Genomic DNA, 20,590 nt, shown 5'->3' with positions numbered 1-20,590 from the left:
GGAGCACAGGTGAGACGTGTCCTGAACGCAGTCCTGATCGTAGTCATCGTGATTGCGGCCACAGCAATGGTGCGTTTTGCCGGTTTCGGCGCCGCGTTGGACAGGTTTCTTCTCGAGGCCCGGTTTCTGGCCGATGAACGGCCGGTAACCGGCGAAATCGTGCTTGTCGAAATTGACGCAAGGAGCCTGGAGCAACTTGGCGTCTGGCCGCTGCCCCGTAGGCTGTTCGCGGACCTGACGGACAAGCTCTCCGCAGCCGGCGCCCGCGACATCGTCTTTGACGTGGACTTCAGCGCCATCTCCAATCCGGAGGACGATGCACTTCTGGCGGAGGCATTCGAACGCGCCGGCACTGTCAGTCTCGCGGTTTTTCGTCAATCGGCCACGGCCGGTTTCGAAACCGGGGAAGTGACCAATCAGCCGATCGACGAACTCATGAACGTCACGTGGCCGGTCGTGGTCATGGTGCCCATGGAAAAGGACAGTCGAATCTGGCGCAATCTCTACGGGTTCGAGATTGACGGCACGGCCGAGTTGTCCGCAGCAGCCTTGCTGGGAGAACATACGGGCAGCACCGCCGGCACATTCTGGCTCGACTACAGCATTGCCGTCGGCCGGCTGGAGCGCATTTCCCTGGTCGACGTTTTGCAGGGCAAGACACCACCTGGCGTTTTCTTCGAAAGGAAGGTGATCGTGGGAGCGAGCGCGCAGGAACTCCGGGACCTGTTTCCAGTGCCGGTACATGAAATCCTTCCGGGCAGCATGATTCAGGCGCTGGGGGCTGAAACCCTGTTGCAGGGACGGGCTCTGGAAAAAAGCGGAGAATGGATTGCGTTCGCCGCGGCGCTCGCGGTTTTCGTTCTTCTTCTTCTTCTGACCAATGTCGAAGGCTGGGCCGTCAAGACCGCGATTCTTGCGTTGTGCGCAGTCGCGCTGGAACTTGTCGCCATTTCCCTGCAGAAGTCTTTCCCGGTGATTGTGCCGACAGCGAGCGCCCATTTCGTGCTGCTGATGGCTGCGGCCAGCGTCGTGTTCAGGGAACTCGGTCTCCACAAGCTCCTGTCGCATATCGCGACCATTCGACAGCGAAACAGCGAGCGCATGCTGGGTCTCGTGTTCGATGACAGCTTCGACGGGATCATTGTCGTCAAATCCGGCGGTCTGGTTTCGGCTGCGAACCAGACGGCCAGGACCCTGTTTCAATGCGACGATCTTGTCGGCAGAAATGCCCGGCAGGTTCTCCCTGCCGAACTTGTGGAGGAAGCGCTTGCTGTGCTGGCCGCTCCGCCGGCAGGAAAACCGGTTCCCAGTATCATCGAGGCAGCGCAAATCGACGGCAAACGCCGGTTTATCGAATATGTCGTCACCCGGTCGGAACGAACAATCGCGAATTCGGCGCGTTCGAAAAAGGTCAGGACGCAAGCAGTCGCCTGCCTCACTTGCAGGGATGTGACCCTTGAACGCGAATCTGTTGAACGCCTGTCCTACCTTGCCCGGTACGATGCCGTCACCGGTTTGGAAAACCGCAATGGCTTTGAGGAAAAACTCGAGCAGGTTATCGTGTCTGCGCAGGCAACCGGTCAGGATTTGTGCGTAATACAGTTCGCGATCATCAATCTCGATCAGATCATTGCGTCCTTGGGATTTTCCTATGGTGACCAACTCCGGCGCGCGATTGCGGTTCGCCTGAAAAATCATCCTGCACAAAAGGCACATTGGGCCGCGATCTCGGCAGACGTCTTCGCGTGTGTGCTGGACTGGCAACCCGACCTGGAATTCGGCGTGATCGAAACGGTGAAACAGGTTGTCGCAGAAGACTACAATATCGAGGGCGCCCGGATCTCGGTGCAGTTGAACTTCGGTTTCGTCGTTTCCGACAATTCCGCGTCGGCGGAGGATCTTCTGAGAAAGTCCGGCAATGCCCTGGCGCGGGTTCGCCGCGACAGCCAGTCACAAACGCTGGCATTCCGGCCCGAGCTTGATGAGCAACTCCAACGCAGGCGTCTGCTTGAGACCGAACTCTTCAAGGCAATCGGCCGTGACGAGATCCACCTGGCCTATCAACCACTGGTGGATTTGTCCGACAATTCTGTTATCGGCGCGGAAGCCCTGATGAGGTGGCACCATCGCGAGCTCGGTCCTATATCGCCTATGGAGTTCGTGCCGATCGCGGAAGAAAACGGCTATATCGTCGAACTGGGTGCATGGGCATTGAACCGGGGGATGAAGGAAGCGCTTTCCTGGCCGTCTCCGCTCAGACTGTCCGTCAATATTTCCGCGGTTCAGTTCAGCCGGGGCAACCTGGTCGCGACCGTGAAGGAGGCATTTGAACGAACCGGATTTCCCTCTGCGCGTCTGGATCTTGAAATAACAGAATCGCTGTTCATCGACGACGATCTGGATCTGGAATTCCGCATGCAGGAACTGAAGGCTCTCGGTTGCAGTTTCTCGCTTGACGATTTCGGAACCGGTTATTCATCGCTCGGCTACATCCCGAAATACTCTTTCTCCAAGATCAAACTCGACAAGTCCTTCGTCCGCCAGTCGATATCCAACAGACAGGATATCACCGTCATCGAGGCGGTGCTGCACCTGGCGAACGGATACGACATGTCGGTCGTCGTGGAAGGCATCGAGACTGCCGAACAGGCAGACAAGCTCAGGCAACTCGGATGCCAGATAGGCCAGGGCTATCTGTTCGGTCGCCCCATGAGCGCATCGAGCCTGTCGGCGCATCTCGCGAATGCTGCCTGACATTGCAGAAGACGGACCGGCATTGATCCCTCCGGCGGCTTTGTTTGGCCACCGGTTTAATGGATCGAAGCTGAGTCAGTGCCTTTCTGATTTTCCGTCTTACAGTCCGAGGCCGCCGATGCAGCTGTATTTGACGTTGAGATAGTCGTCCAGGCCGTATTTGGACCCTTCGTTGCCCAGGCCGCTGTCCTTGACGCCGCCGAACGGCGCGACTTCGGTGGTGATAACGCCTTCGTTGACGCCGACAAGACCGTATTGCAGCCGTTCCATGACACGGTACGTCCGTCCAAGGTCCTGCGTATAAAAATAACAGGCAAGGCCGTACTCGGTGTCATTGGCGAGCCGGACCGCCTCATCCTCGGTTTCGAACCTGAACAGGGCTGCGAGCGGGCCGAATGTCTCCTCGTGCGCAACTTTCATTTCCGCAGTCGCGCCCTTGATCAGGGTTGGTTCGTAAAAGGTTCCCGGACCCTGCGGACGTGCGCCGCCGGAGACCAGCTCGCCACCCTTGGACAGGGCGTCCTTGACGTGATCGGCAACCTTGTCGACCGCGGCTTCGTTGATCAACGGCCCCTGGGTCACACCGGTCTCCAGTCCGCTGCCAACCTTGAGCTGATCGGCCATCGCCGCTTTCAGCTTGTCGGCGAAGGCATCATAGACCCCGGCCTGGACGTAGAACCGGTTGGCGCAGACACAGGTCTGGCCGGAATTGCGGAACTTGCTGGCAATGGCGCCGTCAACGGCGCGATCAAGATCGGCATCGTCAAAGACGATGAAAGGAGCGTTTCCGCCCAGTTCCATCGAAATCTTCTTCATGTTCCTGCCGGCATTCGCGGCCAGCAGCTTGCCGACGCGTGTCGACCCGGTGAAGGTGAGTTTGCGCAGCGCCGGATTTTCACACATCTCCTCGCCGATTGCGGGAGCATCGCCGGTGATGATGTTGATGACGCCGGCGGGAAGGCCGGATTTTTCGGCCATCACTCCGTAGACAAGAGCCGAAAACGGCGTGAATTCGGCGGGCTTCATCACCATGGTGCATCCAGAGGCGAGGGCGGCTCCGAGTTTGCGGGCGATCATGGAATTGGGAAAGTTCCAGGGCGTGATCGAACCGGCAACGCCGACAGGTTCCTTGGTCACCAGAATGCGGCGGTCGGCCCAGGGGGAGGGGATGGTGTCGCCGTAAATCCGCTTTCCTTCTTCTGCAAAGAAACGGATGTATTTCACGCCGAGCGAAATCTCCCCTTTCGCTTCCGCCACCGGTTTACCCATTTCCGTGGTCAGGAGCACGGCTAGGTCGTCCAGGTGGTCCATGATGGCGTCGCACAGGGCATGCATGTGGTTCGCGCGCGCCTCGGCGGTGAGCGCCTTCCAGCCGGCGAACGCAGTCTCAGCCGCCGCGATCGCTCGGGCCGTTTCCGGGCGGCCGCAATAGGGAACCGTTCCGATGGTTTCACCGGTGGCCGGATTGGTGACGCCGATCGTCTGGCCGCTGTCGGCATCCTGCCAGACGCCGCCGATAAACACCTTTTGCTGCAACAACGAGGGATTCACTGACATGAGGAGTTTCCTGTACCGTGGATGCGCCCGCACCGAGGGAGGGACTGGTCTGATAGTGATAAGGACGGCGGGAACGCTCTGACAAGGGCTTTTCGCCCTGGCAGCGCGTGATTGTTCCGTCTTCATTCATCCGGAACTGCCCACGGCGCCCCGGCGGGCCGCCGCCGGAAGCGGCAGCCTCGTCAATCGGGAGATACGTGGGCCATGAGCAGACAGCGCGGAGGCGGGAAGCATCACGCTCCGTCAAGGCGCTCCTGCAAGGTCGCGATTTCGTCCGCGAGCGCCTGGGCCTGGCGCTGCACACGGTCCAGAGCGACACGCATGCTGTCGAGATCCGACACCGCCGGCAGATCCGAAGCCGGCGGCGTTCCGCGACCGACGAGCAGCCAGGTCGGGCTCACATTGAGAATGCCGGCCAGCAGAACCAGCTTGTTCGACCGGGGTTCGGAGCGGTCGCTTTCCCAGCTTTGAAGCGTTGAGGTCTTGATACCGAGGCGGCGTGCAAGCTGTGCGGTTGACAGGCCGGAGACGTCCCGCGCCTTGCAGATCCGCTCGCCGAGAGTGTAGTCGCTGCTGCTCGTGGACATCAATTCCCCCCCGTCATCTTCGGCTGTCTCCGCCGCCAGATAAACAGTCGTCTCCGGGTGAGACGGAGTGTTTCTTGTGTAGGATTTGGTCATGGGCCGCACATTCGCATGGCACGCAAGGAGACCGCAACAGCCCGAGCGGAATTTGTCGCAATAGGGCCCGGACAGGCCGCGTTCCAGCGCGGTGCCTGTCAAAAATACGAAGTCGGTGTGATCAGGAACCGGACTGCCGCAAGCGGGTCGGCCGGCGTTCAACGCCGAAATCAGTATTCGCGCTCAAAGAAGATGCCGGCTTTCGAGGACCCGTCCGCGCCGACTTCGCCGCGCACCTTCAGGCCGCGGTCAAGGTCGATATCGACCTTGACCCGGCTGGATCCCGAGCCGGTTCCCTGTTCCACACCGACATAGATATTGTCGTTGATGTATTTTCCGACCGCGACCGAAGGCCCGTCGTCGCCTTCCGTATTGATATCGATCGCATCGAGGCCGAGAGATTTTCGGATCGAGGCCAGTGGTCCACTGTCGCTGCCGCCGGTCAGCGTGGCAATGGCCGCGGCCAGCCGCGCCACCTGTGTCGCCGACAGATTGCCGACATTCTTGCCGAACAGAAGCAGGGCGAGCACTTCGTCCTGGGGCAGGTCCGGAGAGGACGAGAACGCAATCTGGGGATCGTCCGCCTCACCGCTCACCGTCACGGTGATTGTCGTGTCGCCGACCGATGTCGTGGCCGCGAAATCCAGGATGGGCGTCAGCGACCCTTCGAAGGTGGCGTTGCCGCGAGAGAACACGAGCCGGCGCGTCAGGATATCCAGTTGGCCGCGCCTGAGGCTGAAGGCACCGATTGCCTGAGGGGAGGCCGTCGTTCCGACAATTTTCAGATTTCCCTGAAGTTCGGCGTCAAGGCCGCGTCCCCGGACGAAGATCTGGCCGGGTGCCGAGAGCAGTATGTCCAGCCGCGGCGGAACCGACTTTTGCTGGGTCTGCGCCCGGCCACTCTCGCCGCCGAGTTCCGCAACCTGCTGGCGGATGGCCGCCGAGGCGTTGACATGGTGCACGTCGACCGGCGGGATCGCGCCCGGCAGATATTCCGGTATGGAGACATCCGCCTTGTTGATCGTGATCTTTCCGTCGATCAGCGCGGCTGAAGACGTGGAGGCCAATGGGCCCGACACTTTCAGATCGGCATCGACTTCGGCGCTCACCAATCCGGGATCGATGTAGCGGCCCTTGTCGAGCTTGAGGGCAAGGTTTGCAGGGAAATCGCCCGTCACGCCGACGGTTCCGGACGCGGCCAGAGAGCCGCCCGTGGCCAGGTCGCCCGTGATGCCGTTGATTGATGCCTGGTTCTGATCAACGGTTGCCGTCCCCCGGATGTTCTGCACCGTGAGACCCGTTGACAGGCTGGTGACCTTCAACCCGTCAGGCGTCGCCGTGATCTCGTAGACAGGTGATGTTGCCGTGCCGCCGACGGTGCCGTCGAGCGCGACCGCGCCATCAGCCCGGATTCCGGCGTTCAGCAGGGGCCGCCGCAGGACGGCGGCGGGCACCGTACCGCTCAGGGTCAGCGACAGGGCGTTGGGCTGAGCCAGACCGACAGTGCCGGTGGACGACAGGTTCAGGCCATTGGGATCGCTGATCCCGGTGGTCTGGGAAATCTGGTTGTTCCTCAAGGTGCCCGATGACGACAGTCCGAGCGCGGCAAGCCCGTTGTTTCGCAACTCGGCTGCCGTCAGGTCCGACCCGGTAATGGTCCAGTCTGCTTGCGGATCGGAGGCACTGCCCGTGGCGGAGGCCTTGCCGCTGAGCGTGCCGCCGAGCCCGAGCGACGGCACGAAGGCATTGGCCAGGTTGAGCGGCACCGATTTCAGTTCGGCGGTCAGGTCGAGCGTCTCGCCGGCCTTTCCGGCAAGCGCGAGCGACCCGTCCCCGAATTGCAGCTCCAGCGGTTCAATGGTGGCGACACCTTGCGCGTAGGAAATTGTCGTCGGGTCGATCAACCGGCTGGACACGCCCTGGTAGCGCATGGCCAGTTCCGCCAGGTTCACAAGATAGCTGCCGCTTTCAGGCTCGCTGACTTGAGCCATCAGGGACAAACCGTCCTTGCCGTCGCCATCCAGTTGCATGTCTCCGTCTATCGAGGTGCCGCCATTGTCGGGCCTGGCCTGAAGGGTAACGCTGTGGATCGGTGTTGCATCTGTCAGAAGGTCGGTGATTTCAACATCGGCGGAGACGCTTTCGGGAGCATAGGGAGCCGTCAGATCCGCCTTGAGTTTGAGGCCGCCGACGCTGAGGGAAGGCAGGTTGATATCGGCGCCGGTGATGTTCAGCGCCAGGCGCTTGTTGTCCGGGTCGGCCGAGGCCGTGCCTTCGATGCGTCCGCTTATCTCGGTCAACAGAAGCGGGGAGAGCGAGCCAAGGTCGGGCGCATCGATCTTCAGATTGCCCATCAGTGTCTCGACGGGATTCTCAAGATCTGCAAAGGCAAGCGTACCCGAAACGCTGTTGCCGGCCAGCCGGACCGAAAGAGGATTGATCTCGGCGCCGCCATCCTTGCTGGTCAGTTCCACATCGACAGCAAGCGGCTGGCCATTCAATGCGGCAGTGCCTTCTATTCTGGCCGTGGGTGCGGCAAGGTCCGCCGTGGCTTGCGCCGACAGCTCAAGATTGTCGAGCGGCGTACCGGCAAGAAGGATTTTCTTCGACGCGGCTTCGGCCTTCACGTCCAGCGCGGACAATGGTCCGGCGGTGCTGGCCTCAAGAGCGAGGCTTCCGGACAGTCGCGGATCGACCTTCGCGAGATCCTGGAGTTGTGCTGTCAGATCGGAGGTCAGACCCTCATCCCGATACCGGCCATTGCCCTTGACTGCCAGCTGTTCGTTGTCGAGGGCGAGGCTGGTCAGCGAGATGTCATTGGGCCCCGCGAGGGCCGCCGTGGCATCGACGCGGGTTTCACCTGTCAGGAGTGCGTCAGCCTGAGCACTGCCGGTCGCCAGATCCCGGGTGATCAAAGCCGCGGTCACGGATCCGCTCAGATCTTCCGGGTCCAGGTCGGCCGATAGGGTCCCGGTGACGCTGCCGCCCAGATCGCGCCCGGCCAGAACAGAAAATTTCGCCAGGTCGCTCACCGCAATGTGGCCCTGTCCGTCGACCCGCGCCGGTGACAGTGTCGACTCGGTGAGGGTCAGATTCACCGCTTCACTCGTCAGGGCAAGTTCCCGGAAGTGCAGGTTTTCCGAGGCCGCATCGAGATCGCCGTTGCCCTCAAGCGTCACCGGGCCGGTCAGGGCCGCGGTTTCCGGCACCAGGCCCTCCAGATGGCCGATGTCGAGCTTCAGGGCGAAAGGCGAGGTCATTGCTGAAGGCGACACGTCGGCGTCCTCGCCGGACACGGTCAGACTGACGGCTTCCGTGCGCAGCTCCCTTGTCTGAAACGACGCCAGATCGACACGCGCGCTCCAGTCGGCGGCGTCCTGCTTGCCCGAGACCGAGATCTTGCTGTCAAGCGTTCCGAAGGCAATCCGCCTCTCACCGATATCCAGGCCGATCAGTGCCCCGTCACCGGCGCTGACGGACAGGTCGGCGCTGACGTTCGCGGCGTTGTCCGCGAGGTCCGCGCGTGCGTCCAGTGACACCGTTCGGGTCCTGAGCGACACATCCGCCGAGTTTGGCTCGAAATCGTGCGAGAACCGCGCCGAGCCGGAGGCATTGGTGGTTCCGAGCACAAATGCCTGTGCCGCCGGCGGTGCCAGAGTGGCGAGATCGCCATCCAGGTCGAAAGTCAGATGGCGCCCGGAAGCGGTCTCCATGATCTGCGCCGATCCGGTCACGGTGGTCCGCCCGTCGAGCGCGAGTGACAGTTCGGCGGCCCAGTCCGTCAACGGGCCGTCCCCTTTCAGGGTCAGTTCGAGAGCTGGCAAGTCCGGCACCTCCAGCAACCGGGCGGCCAGTCCGCCGCGGGGTTCGGAGATGTCGATGTCGAACATCAGTTCTTCCGCAGCCGGCTGAAATTGCGCTTTCGCCGAAAGCCCGGCCTCGACACCGTCGATTCGTCCGACATCGAGATCCGCACTGATCAAGGCCGGGTCCAGAGCAAAGGAACCCGAGCCGGACGCGGTCAGGGAAATCGGCGCGCCGAGAAGGGCTTCGCCGAGATTGATCTCCTCAAGGGTCAGTTGTTGCACTCTCACGTCGAAGGGCAGGGGCCAGCCGTCGGAGTCGCCGGCGTCCTGCTGAGACGCGGTGTCGGCGTCCGGTTGCGGCGCGGGCGCCCTTTGCAGGTCGATCTGGCCGGCGGAAATGGACGTAACGTCGATGTCGCCTGACATCAGGCGTGCCGGGCGCCAGACGGCTTCAATGCCTTCCGCCGTCAGCCAGACGCCTGTCCGGTCGGCTATTTCGACACGGCTGACGGCTGCGTTCAATCCGAAGCCGACATAAAGGCCGTCCAGGACAATCTGCCGATCCGGTGTGGAAACCAGCGAACTGACCATGCCCGATATCATGGCACGTCCCGAGGGAACCTGCAGCACCGCGATCAGCAACACAGGCAAGGCGACCGCGAGGGCGATCAGGAATCCGAAGATCCGCAAGGTGAGATTGATAAAACGCATGTGCGTCAGAAAGCCTGGCTCAAACCGACATAAAGGGCGAAATCCGGGTCGTCCTGTCCCGGATCAAGCGGCACCGCCGCGTCGATGCGAAGCGGGCCTATGGGGGTAAAGTAGCGCAGACCGGCACCGACGCCCACCTTCAGGCTTTCGGAAAAATCAGGCACGCTGTCTTCATAGGCGTTGCCCGCATCCACAAATCCGACAATTCCGATGGTGTCCGTCACCTTGACGCGCACTTCACCCGACAGTTCGATCAGCGACCTTCCGCCGGTCACTTCGCCGTCCACACGCGGGCCGACATTGCGATAGGCATAGCCGCGGATCGAACCGCCGCCGCCGGCGATCAGCCGCCGGCTGGCCGGAACCGACTCGACCGAGGGCGCCAGGATGGAACCGGCGGATATCTTGCCGGCCAGAATGAAACGTTTGGAGTCATCCAGCGCCACATAGCTGGACACGGTTCCCTTGACAAAGCCCATGCCGTTTGAATTCAGAGTGTCGTAGGCGGGCTCCGCGAACAGCGCGGCGAAAACGCCTTTTGACGGATTGAGCTTGTCGTCCCGATTGTCGAAGGTCAGGTCGGCGGGAAGTCCGACGAGCAGGTACTCGTCTTCGCCGAAGGCATCTTCCTCGTCGGCGTAAAAGACCTCCGCACCGGCACGTCCCTTGAACTGTTCCGTGAATTCCCGATTGAGATAGGCGTCGTAAGTGATCGTCCGGCTCTTGTAGGCGTCCGGGTTTTCCTGCCGCGCCTCCAGACTGGTGGAAAAGCTGGTCAGGGGACCGAACACGCCAGGCTTCTCGAAGGCGATCCGGGCGGAATATTCCTGGTCTTCAAGACTTGCATTGCCGATCCGGCCGACGGATCCCTCGATGGACAGGAGCTCGCCGCGTCCAAACAGGTTGCGTCGGCGCCAATAGGCCTCAACCCCGAACCCTTCGGTGCTTGACCAGGAGGCGCCGGCGCCGATCACGTGACGCTTGCGCTCGCTGACCTCGATCGTGACGGGCATGGTTCCGTCCGGCCCGGCGATATCGCCTTCAACAAGCCGGATGGAAGAAAAGATGCCCAGGTCATTCAGCCGCTTGCGGGCGCGGGCAAGATCGCCCGGAGAATAGACCCCACCTTCGGGCAGCATGGCCTGCTGGACGACGAAGTCAGGATCCGTGATTTCAGTGCCGTTCACGGCAACCGGCCCGAAGCGGGCCTTGGGCCCTGAGGACGCAACAAGGGCGACGTCGAGCGTCTTTGTGGCATGATCGGCCGTGATGCGGCGCTCGGCAATTCTGGCTTTCGGATATCCACGGCCGCGCAACACGCTCACCATGCGCTTTTCGGCGGACAGGATTTTCCCCGAGGCGGCCGTGTCACCGCTGGCCAGTCCCCAGAAAGACGGGTCGGACGACAGGTCACCCTCGCGTGTCGACACGGACACATTGCCGAACGTGAACACGGGACCCGGATGAACCAGGATCATGACCTTGACCGGTCGCCTGTCCGGCAGATTGCTCTGTTCGAGTGCCGTCTCCAGAGGAACGCCGGCCAGCTTGATCTCAACGGTGCCGCCATAGCGGCCATCCCCATAGAGTTTCGCAATCAGGCGTTCCCGGTCGGACAGCGCCCGCGCGATGAGCCCTGGCTCGCCGGAAGGCGGTTTGGCCTGCTGCTGAACAAGCAAGGAGGCGGCGGAAAGTTCGTCCGTGAGTTCCTTCGAACCGGTCGAGACAGACAGCTCCGTTTCATAGGCAACGGGATCTGGAACCGCATCGGCCTGGTCCTTCGAGGATTCGAAAAATGTCTTGCCAAAAATCTCGAAGGCGTTCGCGGACAGCGCGGTCGTGGTCAGAAAGACGGACGCCATGCCGGCCATCAGTGGCTTGCGCGCACGCCAAAACGCGCCCGTCTCCCGAGAGGCAGACAGCGAGGTAAATGCGATTGCTCGCGTGCCGGCTGACGCACCGGACTTGCAGGACGGTAGACCCTTCACTTACTGCCGCCTGACGGATTGGCCGGGCCGACCGGTCACGGGATATGCTGACACGATCCGGCCCACTGCATCTGCAGCCCCTAAGCTCACAAGCCTAGGACGCCATGGTTAAGGTAATCACAACACGATAGATCATGGCACCCGGAGAAGCGCAAGCGCGAAGGCCGCCCGGTGCCCTGGTGCTGCCGGTTGTCCTAGAAAAGAGCTTCCTCATCGGGAAGGTTGTTCAGCCGGCGCGCGGCCGTGAGGGTGTTGACCATCAGCATGGCGATGGTCATCGGGCCGACACCGCCGGGAACCGGTGTGATCGCGCCCGCATGCGCGGCGGCCTCCTTGAAGGCAACATCGCCGACGAGCCGGGTTTTGCCATCGCCGAGTTCCGGCGCGGGGATGCGGTTGATGCCGACATCGATCACCGTTGCTCCGGGCTTTATCCAGTCGCCCCTGACCATTTCCGGGCGCCCCACGGCGGCCACCACGATGTCCGCCGCACGCACGACGGCCGGCAGGTCCCGCGTACGGCTGTGCGCGATCGTGACCGTGCAGCTTTCCTGCAGCAACAGGCTTGCCATCGGCTTGCCGACAATGTTCGAGCGGCCGACCACCACGGCGTTCAGGCCGGAAAGCGTGTCGCCAAGCGTGCGTTTCAGCAGCACGAGGCTGCCCGCCGGCGTACACGGAACGAGCGCGTTCTTCCGGTCTCCCGATGTCAGCAGGCCGACATTGACCGGGTGGAACCCGTCGACATCCTTTTCCGGCCGGATCAGCCTCAGGACCTTGCTTTCGTCGATATGGGTCGGAAGCGGGAGCTGCACCAGAATGCCGTGAATGTCCGGGTCGTTGTTCAGGGTTTCGACAAGCGCAAGCACGTCGGCTTCGTCCGTATCGGCCGGCAGCGTGTGTTTCAGGGAATGAAATCCGCAGGCTTCCGCGGCCCGGTCCTTGTTGCGTACATAGACCTCACTGGCCGGGTCCGCGCCCACCAGGACGACGGCCAGACCCGGACGTGTCCCGCTGGTTTCAAGCAGTCTGGCTGCCCGGTCGGTGATTTCCTGCCTGACAGATCCGGCGATGGCTTTGCCGTCGATGATTTGCGCCTGGGACATTCGGCCTCGCTGATTGCTTGCGTCGTATCGGGTTGTTCGGGCTCAGCTATAGAGTGCCGTCCGTGATTGAAAAAGACCGAATACGTCTTTTCCTGCTCTGGTTTCGCCATTTCCCTTCAGGCTTGGCGCGGCGCTCTAAAGGCTGCGGGCGAACGTGTTCAGTTCCGCGATGGCGCACACGATGTGATAAAGCGAGCTGGCAGGGGCGGGTTCGGACACGAACGATCCGTCGGGTGAAAGCTTGTCCTGCCACAGCCCCTCGGGAGCGCTGTCCAGGAAAACCCTCAGGGCGCCGACGGCCTCGGTCAGATCGGACAGGTAGGCCGCCCGCTCGGGACCAGTGGAGACCTGTGCCAGGGAGATGGCGGCCTTGATCCATTCGGTCTGTCCCCACAGCCGGGCAAGCGGGTCCCGAACGGTGAAGTCGGAACTGAGTGCCATGAAGGCGACGCCGCGGCTCTCGTCGATGCCATAGGTCCAGGCAATGTCATAGAGCCGCCGCGCGGCGATGAGCGCGCCGGCATCGCCGCGGGACCGGCCCCATCCCACCAGCAGCCAGGCCCATTCGAACTGGTGCCCGGGCTCCATGGTCCGGCCTTTGTCGCCGTCGAACGGTGCCCAGTCCAGACCGAAAAACTCCCGCAGTCCGCCGGACACCGGGTCGATGAAACGCGTCAGCGCCAGCTCGGCGATCTCGTCGGCGAGATCGCGCCATACCGGATCATCGCTGACGCCTTCCCAGGCTAGGCACGCCTCGAACAGGTGCATGTGCGGGTTTGACCGCAACGGCAGCCGGTCGGGAACCGCCTCCCGGAACCCAGCCTCGCTGTGGCGAAGGGTGTCGCGCAGCCTGTTCAGAAGATCGGTTGCGTGTTTGGCCGCGATGTCTCTGCGCCCGGGAAGAGCCGCCGCCACCTGGGCGAAACCGAACAGCGAAAAGGCCTGATTGTAGAGATCAAATGTCGTGTCGGTCACCTGGTCAACCCTGTCCGCCGAAGCGGCATAGAAGCCGTTGTCCAGAAGATAGGTGTCGAGGTACCAGTCAAACAGCGTGGTCGCGATCGCCGCTCCGGGACCCCTCCACCCGAGCCGTGTCCCTTCAAGGAAGGAGTAGATCTGCCTTGGAACTACGCGCGCCCGGCAGGTTGAACCGGTTCCGCTAACGGTTTCTAAGTTGATGGCTTCGAAACACGCGCCGGTCTCGGGGTCGACGCCGTGAGAGGCCCACAGGGGGAGCGCTGACCCCACAAGCCAGCCTGTTAAATCTGACGAGAGTGTTTTAATAAAATCTTCGGTGTCGGTCAGCTCTTTGTCTGTCATCGAAATCCCCGGAATTCATGCGACGGAAAGCAGGCGCAGGCCGTTAAATAGGGCTGAGTCCACGGCGGGCAAAAGGCGATAAATGGGAAATTAATCAATTCACTAGGAAAAGCGGTCTAGTGTTACAGCAAAGTCACAGCCTGGATGTTTCTCCGGGGGATAGCACCGAAGCGTCTTGGACATCCCGGTGTGAGGGTGCTACCAGACTGGCAGCGATAAGGGTGGAATAGGTTCTGATGCGGATTTTGTTAATATTGGCGGTTGCTGGGACATTGTTTGGATGCGCAGCTCTACCGGGGGACGGACCCGCTGCCATCAATATTACGTCCCAGGATGTCGAAGCCAGTGCCCAGTCGGGTGACTATACGGTCGTAACAGTCGGACCGGACAACATCGACATGATCAGGGCTTACCGGCCTCTGGCCTTTGCCAATCAGTTCCGCGGCGTCGGCAGCGGCGGGTCGCCCACGCTCCTCGGTGTGGGGGACACGCTGACCGTGACGATCTGGGAAGCGTCTCCCGACGGCCTGTTTTCCAGCGGCGAAAGTGGTTCCAGCAAGATCCCGTCCGTTGTGGACGAAAACGGCTACATATTCGTGCCCTACGCCGGGCGGGTCCGTGCGGCCGGTCTGAGCATCGAGGGCTTGCGGCAGTCGGTCCAGAAAAAACTGGTCGGCAAGGCCGTGGAACCGCAGGTCCTGATTTCCCTGATGGACAAGCTGAGTTCCACCGCGGTTGTGGTCGGCAACGTCGCCAAACCCGGTGTATACCCGCTTCCACTGCGCAACACGCGGCTTCTGGATCTGGTCGCCCAGGCCGGTGGCGCGCGCGAGGCGACCTACGAGACGGTCGTGACGCTCAAGCGCGGCAAACGCGCCGGCACGACACGTCTGGAAGACCTGTTCGACTATCCGGAAAACAATGTCCTGATTTCCCCGAACGACAATATTCTCCTGTCGCATCGGCCGCGGACCTTTTCCGCCTTCGGTGCCGTCAAGGCCAACCAGCTGGTTCCTTTCCGGACCAAGACGGTCACCATGGCCGAAGCGCTCGCGACGGTCGGTGGATTGCGTGACGAACGCGCCGATGCAAATGGCGTGTTCCTGTTCCGCTTCGAAGACGCGGCTCTGGTCCGCCGCCTGAACCCCGCGCTGGCCGAAAAGATCCCCGGATCCGGGACCGTCCCGCTTGTCTACAAGGTGGGGCTCCGCGATCCAAAGGGCTTCTTCCTGGCGCAGCATTTCGAGATGCGGGACAAGGACATCTTGTACGTTTCAAATCACCCGACCGCGGAACTCGGAAAGTTCCTGCAAATCATCGCGCCGCTGATCAGCAACTACTCGAATGTTGCCAGAATTACCGATTAACCGGTAAGGGTCGGACCGAAACACGCCGCGGCCGAGGTCGGCCGGGGCACCCAAGCCAGCAGATTGGCAATTTGGTATGAGTTCAGTCAGCTCTTTGGTGGTGCTTTTTCTGCAAGGCCCGCCCGGTGTATTTGCACGCACGATCGCGGACAGTCTGGAACAAGCCGGTGCAACGACCCTGCGCGTCAATTTATGCGCCGGGGACTGGCTTGGCTGGCATGACAGCAGATGCGTCTCGTACCGGAAGCGCCTGACGGACTGGCCGGCCTGGCTCCGGGCCTATTGCATTGAAAAACAGGTCACGCATATCGTTTATTATGCGGACCGCGTTCCCTACCATGTGGCCGCCGCCGAAGTGGGCGCGGAACTCGGCATCACCTGCCTGACATATGAAAACGGCTATCTTCGGCCCGACTGGATCACGCTGGAGCATTGCGGCATGTCCGCTCATTCGCGTTTTCCGGAGGATCCGGACGTGATCCGCACGGTCGGAAGCGCGCTGCCGGAGATCGACCGGCAGCCGCGGTACAGGTACCCGTTCATCAATGAAGCCGTGAACGAAGTCAGCTGGAACATGGCCAACGTGATTTTCTTTCTGGCCTATCCCGGATTTTTTCGCGACAAGCTGTATCACCCGGTGATCGACTATCTGAGCAACATTCCCCGATTTGCGATGGCCAGGCGCCGCAACCGGCAAGCCAACCACCTGATCGACGACATCATCTCGACGGATCTTCCATACTACGTATTTCCGTTGCAGCTGCAGAGCGACTACCAGCTGCGCTTCAATTCTCAATATGACCATATCGCCGATGCGGCCGAAGAGGTCATTCAGTCCTTTGCCCGCAATGCTCCGGGTGCGGCCCGGCTGGTTTTCAAGATCCATCCGCTCGACAACGGCATCGAACCCTGGTCGCGGATCCTGCGCACGCTTGCCAGAAAACACGGCGTCAAGAAGCGCGTTGTTCTGGTCGACGGCGGAAATCTCAACCATCTTCTGACCCACGCCGCCGGTTCCCTGACCATCAACAGCACCACCGGCCTGTATTCCCTGCGCGCCGGATGCTCGACCAAGGTTCTGGGCATCGCGCTCTATGACATAGCCGGCCTGACCTGCCAGAAGTCGCTGGATGATTTCTGGCGCGACGGGTCGGCGCCCGACACGGATCTTCTGGATGCGCTGGAACGTCTGCTGGCTGCCTCGATCCAGGTCAAGGGGTGTTTCTATACGAAGGAAGGCCGGGAGGCCGCCGCGGCCCTGATGGCCGATCGTATCATGAGCGGTCGCGTCAACCAGCCTCAGGCGCATTGCGACCGGCCGCCGCGCCTGGAAAAGGCACTCGAGCGCGGGATCGTGACAACATTTGCGGAGCAGATCGCAACGCGCGGCAAAACGGAACGGTGGACCTATGCCTGGCGTGGCTGAGAGCGGGCTGCAGGCAGAAACGCGGCGTGTCCTGTTTCTCCAGGGACCGTTGTCCCCCTTGTTCAGACTGATTGGTGAGCACCTCAGGTCCGAAGGCATGTCGGTCTTCCGGATCAATTTCTGTGCGGGCGACTGGCTGCACTGGCACGGGAGCGGCTGCAGCAGTTTCAAGGGGACCCCGTCCGACTGGCCCGAGTTCATCGAAAGCTATCTGTCCCGCAACGGGATCACCGATCTTGTGCTCCATGGAGACCAGCGGATCTATCACCGGGCCGCCATTGCAAAGGCCCGGGAGAAGAGCATCCATGTCGCGGTTACGGAGCTCGGTGCCCTGAGACCAGGCTGGATGACGCTGGAGCGCAATGGTCTGTCGACCCTCAGTCACTTTCCGGATGATCCCGATGCCATCCGGGGGATCTCGGATAGCGCGGGGCCGGTGGACCTGAGCCCGATGTTTCCGTCTTCATTCTGGCTGCAAACCGCCCCGGATGTTGTCTACAATCTACTCAATGTGTTGCTGGCCCCCCTATATCCCGCCTATGAGCGCCATACGATTTATCCTCCGATCTCGGAATATGCGCGCGGCGCTGTCCGGTTGTTCGGGGAAAAGGCGCGCACCACACGGGCGGAGCGGGACATCCGTCACCTGCAGGCGGCGGGCACACGGTATTTTGTACTGCCGCTGCAACTGGAAGGAGACTTTCAACTGCGCAGGCATTCGCCCTACGACAGCTTTGCGCAGGTTCTGGAAAGCGTCTTCGGATCTCTTGCCGAGGCAGCAACCGCAGAGACGCATATTGTGCTGAAGAGCCATCCGCTCGACGTCGGTTTCGAGAACTGGGCGGCTGTCGTCGATGAGCTGACAGCGAAATACGGACTGAACGGCAGAGTTCACTACCTGGACGGCGGAGGCCTGGCAGCTCCCTTCAGCGAAGCTGCCGGCGTGGTTACGCTCAACTCGACGGCCGGACTCGAGGCCTTGCAGGCCGGACTGCCGGTCAAGACCCTGGTCCCCGCGCATTACGACATTGAAGGCCTGACGCACCAGGGCGACCTGGCCGGGTTCTGGCAGGCGCCGCACCAGCCGGATGCGGATCTGCTGAACGCCTATGTCAACGCGCTGGCCCTGACAACTCAGGTCAGGGGATCGATTCACAACAGCGACGGGGTCCGCGTTGCCGCAAGGAACATCGCCGCAAGGGTCGCAGCGCGGGCGCTCAACCCGCTCGGTGCCTATGTGGATCCTCCGCCGCGGCTTGAAAAGGCGCGCAAGCTCGGAGTGCCGTTATGAGCACCCGGGACCGTCGCTGGTCCGGAAAACTGCGGCTCGCCGATCCTGCGCTCAAGCCTCACCGGGCACGTCTGGTCGCCGCGGTCGACGCCGGTCCGCTGCCGCCACCACCTCCCGGGCACCTCTACCTGGCAGCCGGAGAGAACAGCCTGTTTCGCGCCCGGGCGCGATCGAACCGGTCAGGAACGATCCCGCTTCTGGTGCTCCAGGGCCCGACACCGGCAGAGGCGAACCGCGTTCCCGCGAGCCTCTTGCTGCTGCCCGTCGGGGCCGGTCAGTCTCCGGACGAGGCGACCGCGGTGCTTGTCGATGCCATCTTGAAACAACAACAGCCGTCCGCGTTCGATTTCTGCGGCTTCTGGAGATCGCGTGATCTTTCCTGTCAATCGGCGGGCGAAACCGCGACGCTCGGCCAGGATGAACGCTGCCTTGAAGAGTATCTGTCCGGGAAGGCGGCGAAGCTGCCGGATCATCCGTTCTGGACCGGCGCGGCGACGGCCTGCGCGTCTGCCGGTCTGTCCGAGACGGAGTTTGTCAACCACGTCCTGACCTGGCGAACCGTCTGGTTCTCGCCTTACACGGGCGCCCCCGTTTCACCGGCGGAAGCAGCCGGCATTTTCGCGACGATGCAGGATCAATGGCAATCCAATGCGCAGCCGTCCCATTGTTACGGCGCCCAGTACTGGAACCATCCGTCGATCGAGGCGACCTTCACCGGGACGGGCGGGGGCGTCCGGTTTCACGAAACCCAGGCCGGGGCGATTGACGCCGCTAGCGAAGATGGCGGGCGCATCCTTTCCTGGGCGGGCCGAACCGATCCGGCCTTCGAGGCGGAATGCACGGCCAGGGAAGTTCCACTCCTGCGGATCGAGGACGGGTTCCTGCGGTCCGTCGGGCTCGGTGCAGGCCTCGCGCGCGGCGCCATGCTCGCCGTCGACGATCTGGGCATCTACTATGATCCGTCCCGCCCAAGCCGCCTCGAAAAGCTTCTCAACGATCACGATCTCACGGAGGCAGAACGGCAGCGCGGCGTCACCCTTGTGGATCTCATAAGCCGGACCCGTGTTTCGAAATACAATTTCGGCAAGGCGCGCCGGTACGATTTTCCCTCCGGTGCCACGAAGATCCTTGTGCCGGGACAGGTTGCAGATGACGCCGCGATCCGAAAGTCGCTCTCGCGGACCATCGATTGCGCCAACACACCGAATGTCAATCTGGACTTGCTGCGACTGGCGCGGGAGCGCAATCCCGGCGCCTATCTGATCTTCAAGCCGCATCCCGATGTCGAGACAGGACTGCGCAAAGGCAAGGTGTCCCAGTCGGAAGCGCTGGAATACGCCGATCACGTCGCAGCGGATGCGAACATCATCGACCTCATCGAAGCTGTCGATGGTGTCGAGACCTTTTCATCCCTGTCGGGTTTCGAAGCCCTGCTCAGAGGCAGGAAGGTCGCCGTGCATGGAGCCCCGTTTTACGCCGGCTGGGGACTTTGCGAGGATCTTACCCCGATCGAGGGCAGGGGCCGGCAGCGGACGTTGCCGGAACTGGTTTTTCTCGCACTGGTGAAATATGCGGCCACCATCGATCCGGTGACGCTGCTGCCGTGTTCTCCGGAGTTTCTGGTCTCGAGACTGGCGGCGCAGCGGACGGATCGCAAGCATCTGGTTGCGACGGCCTTGAAACGGCATGCCTCCTGGCTCGGGCGCAAGCTCGGGCTGTGACACAAACGAGGATAACGGCAATGACAAACGAGCATGACAGGGTCATCGTCCTGACGGGAGCCAGCGGCGGCATAGGGGAGGCGCTGGCTCGGGAATTTTCGGGGGCGGGGACCTATTTCGCCCTCATCGCACGTGACGAGACACGGTTGTTGCCACTGCTTGCAGAGCTGCGGTCAACAGGGAGCGACGGCGAGGCAAAAGCGGTCGACATTCGCGACCGGGATGCGCTCCATGCCTATCTCGGGGATCTGGACGCGCGCAAGCCGGTGGATCTGGTCATCGCCAATGCAGGGGTAACGGCAGGTCTCGGTCCGAATCGCACCCGCGAACCGGACGAGGACAGCGACCGCCAGATTGACGTAAATTACCGGGGCGTCGTCAACACCGTGACGGGCGTGATCGACGGGATGCAGAAACGCGGGCGCGGCCAGGTCGTGCTGGTCTCTTCCCTGGCAGGCATGCGGGCCCTGCCGGACATGCCGTCCTACAGCGCGACCAAGGCGGCCCTGATCGCTTATGGACATTCCCTGCGCGGCTGGTTGAAGCCCTTTGGTGTTTCCGTGACGATCATCTGTCCGGGGTTCGTGACGTCGCCCATGTCCGCCCGGCACAAGGGAGCCAAGCCTTTCGAAATGCCCGCGGATCAGGCCGCAATGCTGATGCACAAGGCAATCGCCAAACGGAAAGCGTTTTACGCTTTTCCGTTCCTGCTGGCACTTGGCATCCGCCTGCAAAACCTTCTGCCGACGCGTCTCGGCGACCTGTTCATGGGCGGTTTCAACGTCGAGATCGAACAGGATCCGAGATATCGGGATCAGAACAGGAAAGAGCCGGGCAAGTCATAGCCCGGCTCCCATGGCGCG

The 20,590-nt window shown here is 62.0% G+C and carries 12 protein-coding genes; 6 read left to right on the top strand and 6 right to left on the bottom strand.

The annotated features are described in order from the left end of the window. The first annotated feature begins 9 nt into the window (after window positions 1-9). A complete protein-coding gene (locus AC0VX3_RS16805) occupies window positions 10-2,754 on the top strand; it encodes an EAL domain-containing protein (protein WP_475521473.1) in 2,745 nt (914 codons plus the stop codon). 99 nt (window positions 2,755-2,853) lie between these two features. Here the strand turns inward: AC0VX3_RS16805 and AC0VX3_RS16800 are convergent, their stop codons facing one another. The 6 genes from AC0VX3_RS16800 to AC0VX3_RS16775 all read right to left on the bottom strand — a co-directional run bounded on the left by AC0VX3_RS16800 (window position 2,854) and on the right by AC0VX3_RS16775 (window position 13,850). Continuing rightward, a complete protein-coding gene (locus AC0VX3_RS16800; protein ID WP_342895862.1) occupies window positions 2,854-4,311 on the bottom strand; it encodes an NAD-dependent succinate-semialdehyde dehydrogenase in 1,458 nt (485 codons plus the stop codon). Between the two features lie 233 nt (window positions 4,312-4,544). Further along, window positions 4,545-4,898 carry a helix-turn-helix domain-containing protein gene (locus AC0VX3_RS16795; RefSeq protein ID WP_475521472.1) on the bottom strand — a complete coding sequence of 118 codons (354 nt, stop codon included), beginning with the start codon at window positions 4,896-4,898 and terminating at the stop codon, window positions 4,545-4,547. Window positions 4,899-5,161: 263 nt separating this feature from the next. Continuing rightward, entirely contained in the window at window positions 5,162-9,508 is a 4,347-nt protein-coding gene (locus AC0VX3_RS16790; RefSeq protein ID WP_475521471.1) for a translocation/assembly module TamB domain-containing protein, read from the bottom strand. A gap of 5 nt (window positions 9,509-9,513) precedes the next feature. After that, window positions 9,514-11,370, bottom strand: coding sequence for an autotransporter assembly complex protein TamA (locus AC0VX3_RS16785; protein WP_475521470.1), 1,857 nt, complete (start codon window positions 11,368-11,370; stop codon window positions 9,514-9,516). Between the two features lie 320 nt (window positions 11,371-11,690). Continuing rightward, a complete protein-coding gene (gene folD, locus AC0VX3_RS16780; protein ID WP_475521469.1) occupies window positions 11,691-12,602 on the bottom strand; it encodes a bifunctional methylenetetrahydrofolate dehydrogenase/methenyltetrahydrofolate cyclohydrolase FolD in 912 nt (303 codons plus the stop codon). Window positions 12,603-12,737: 135 nt separating this feature from the next. Beyond that, window positions 12,738-13,850 (bottom strand): AGE family epimerase/isomerase, encoded by a 1,113-nt coding sequence (locus tag AC0VX3_RS16775; RefSeq protein ID WP_475521468.1) that lies wholly within the window; start codon window positions 13,848-13,850, stop codon window positions 12,738-12,740. A gap of 470 nt (window positions 13,851-14,320) precedes the next feature. On the opposite strand from AC0VX3_RS16775, the gene AC0VX3_RS16770 reads away from it, so the two are divergent. From AC0VX3_RS16770 to AC0VX3_RS16750, 5 genes are all read left to right on the top strand, one after another. Continuing rightward, window positions 14,321-15,289 (top strand): polysaccharide biosynthesis/export family protein, encoded by a 969-nt coding sequence (locus AC0VX3_RS16770; RefSeq protein WP_475521467.1) that lies wholly within the window; start codon window positions 14,321-14,323, stop codon window positions 15,287-15,289. A 76-nt stretch (window positions 15,290-15,365) separates the two neighbouring features. After that, window positions 15,366-16,715 (top strand): capsule biosynthesis protein, encoded by a 1,350-nt coding sequence (locus AC0VX3_RS16765; RefSeq protein WP_475521466.1) that lies wholly within the window; start codon window positions 15,366-15,368, stop codon window positions 16,713-16,715. Window positions 16,716-16,773: 58 nt separating this feature from the next. After that, window positions 16,774-18,006: a capsule biosynthesis protein gene (locus AC0VX3_RS16760; RefSeq protein ID WP_475521465.1), complete on the top strand. Its 1,233-nt coding sequence runs from the start codon at window positions 16,774-16,776 to the stop codon at window positions 18,004-18,006. Next, the gene (locus AC0VX3_RS16755; protein ID WP_475521464.1) at window positions 18,003-19,727 is read left to right on the top strand and encodes a capsular polysaccharide export protein, LipB/KpsS family; all 1,725 of its coding nucleotides are present in this window, start codon (window positions 18,003-18,005) and stop codon (window positions 19,725-19,727) included. Before AC0VX3_RS16760 ends, AC0VX3_RS16755 begins: the two co-directional genes overlap by 4 nt. A 20-nt stretch (window positions 19,728-19,747) precedes the next feature. Beyond that, entirely contained in the window at window positions 19,748-20,572 is an 825-nt protein-coding gene (locus AC0VX3_RS16750; protein ID WP_475521463.1) for an SDR family NAD(P)-dependent oxidoreductase, read from the top strand. The last annotated feature ends 18 nt before the right edge of the window (window positions 20,573-20,590 follow it).

The sequence above is a fragment of the Roseibium sp. QJM3NY_11 genome, from assembly GCF_056173175.1.
Note: the sequence above shows the minus strand (reverse complement) of the source record. Positions and strands in the feature narration are given on the sequence as shown.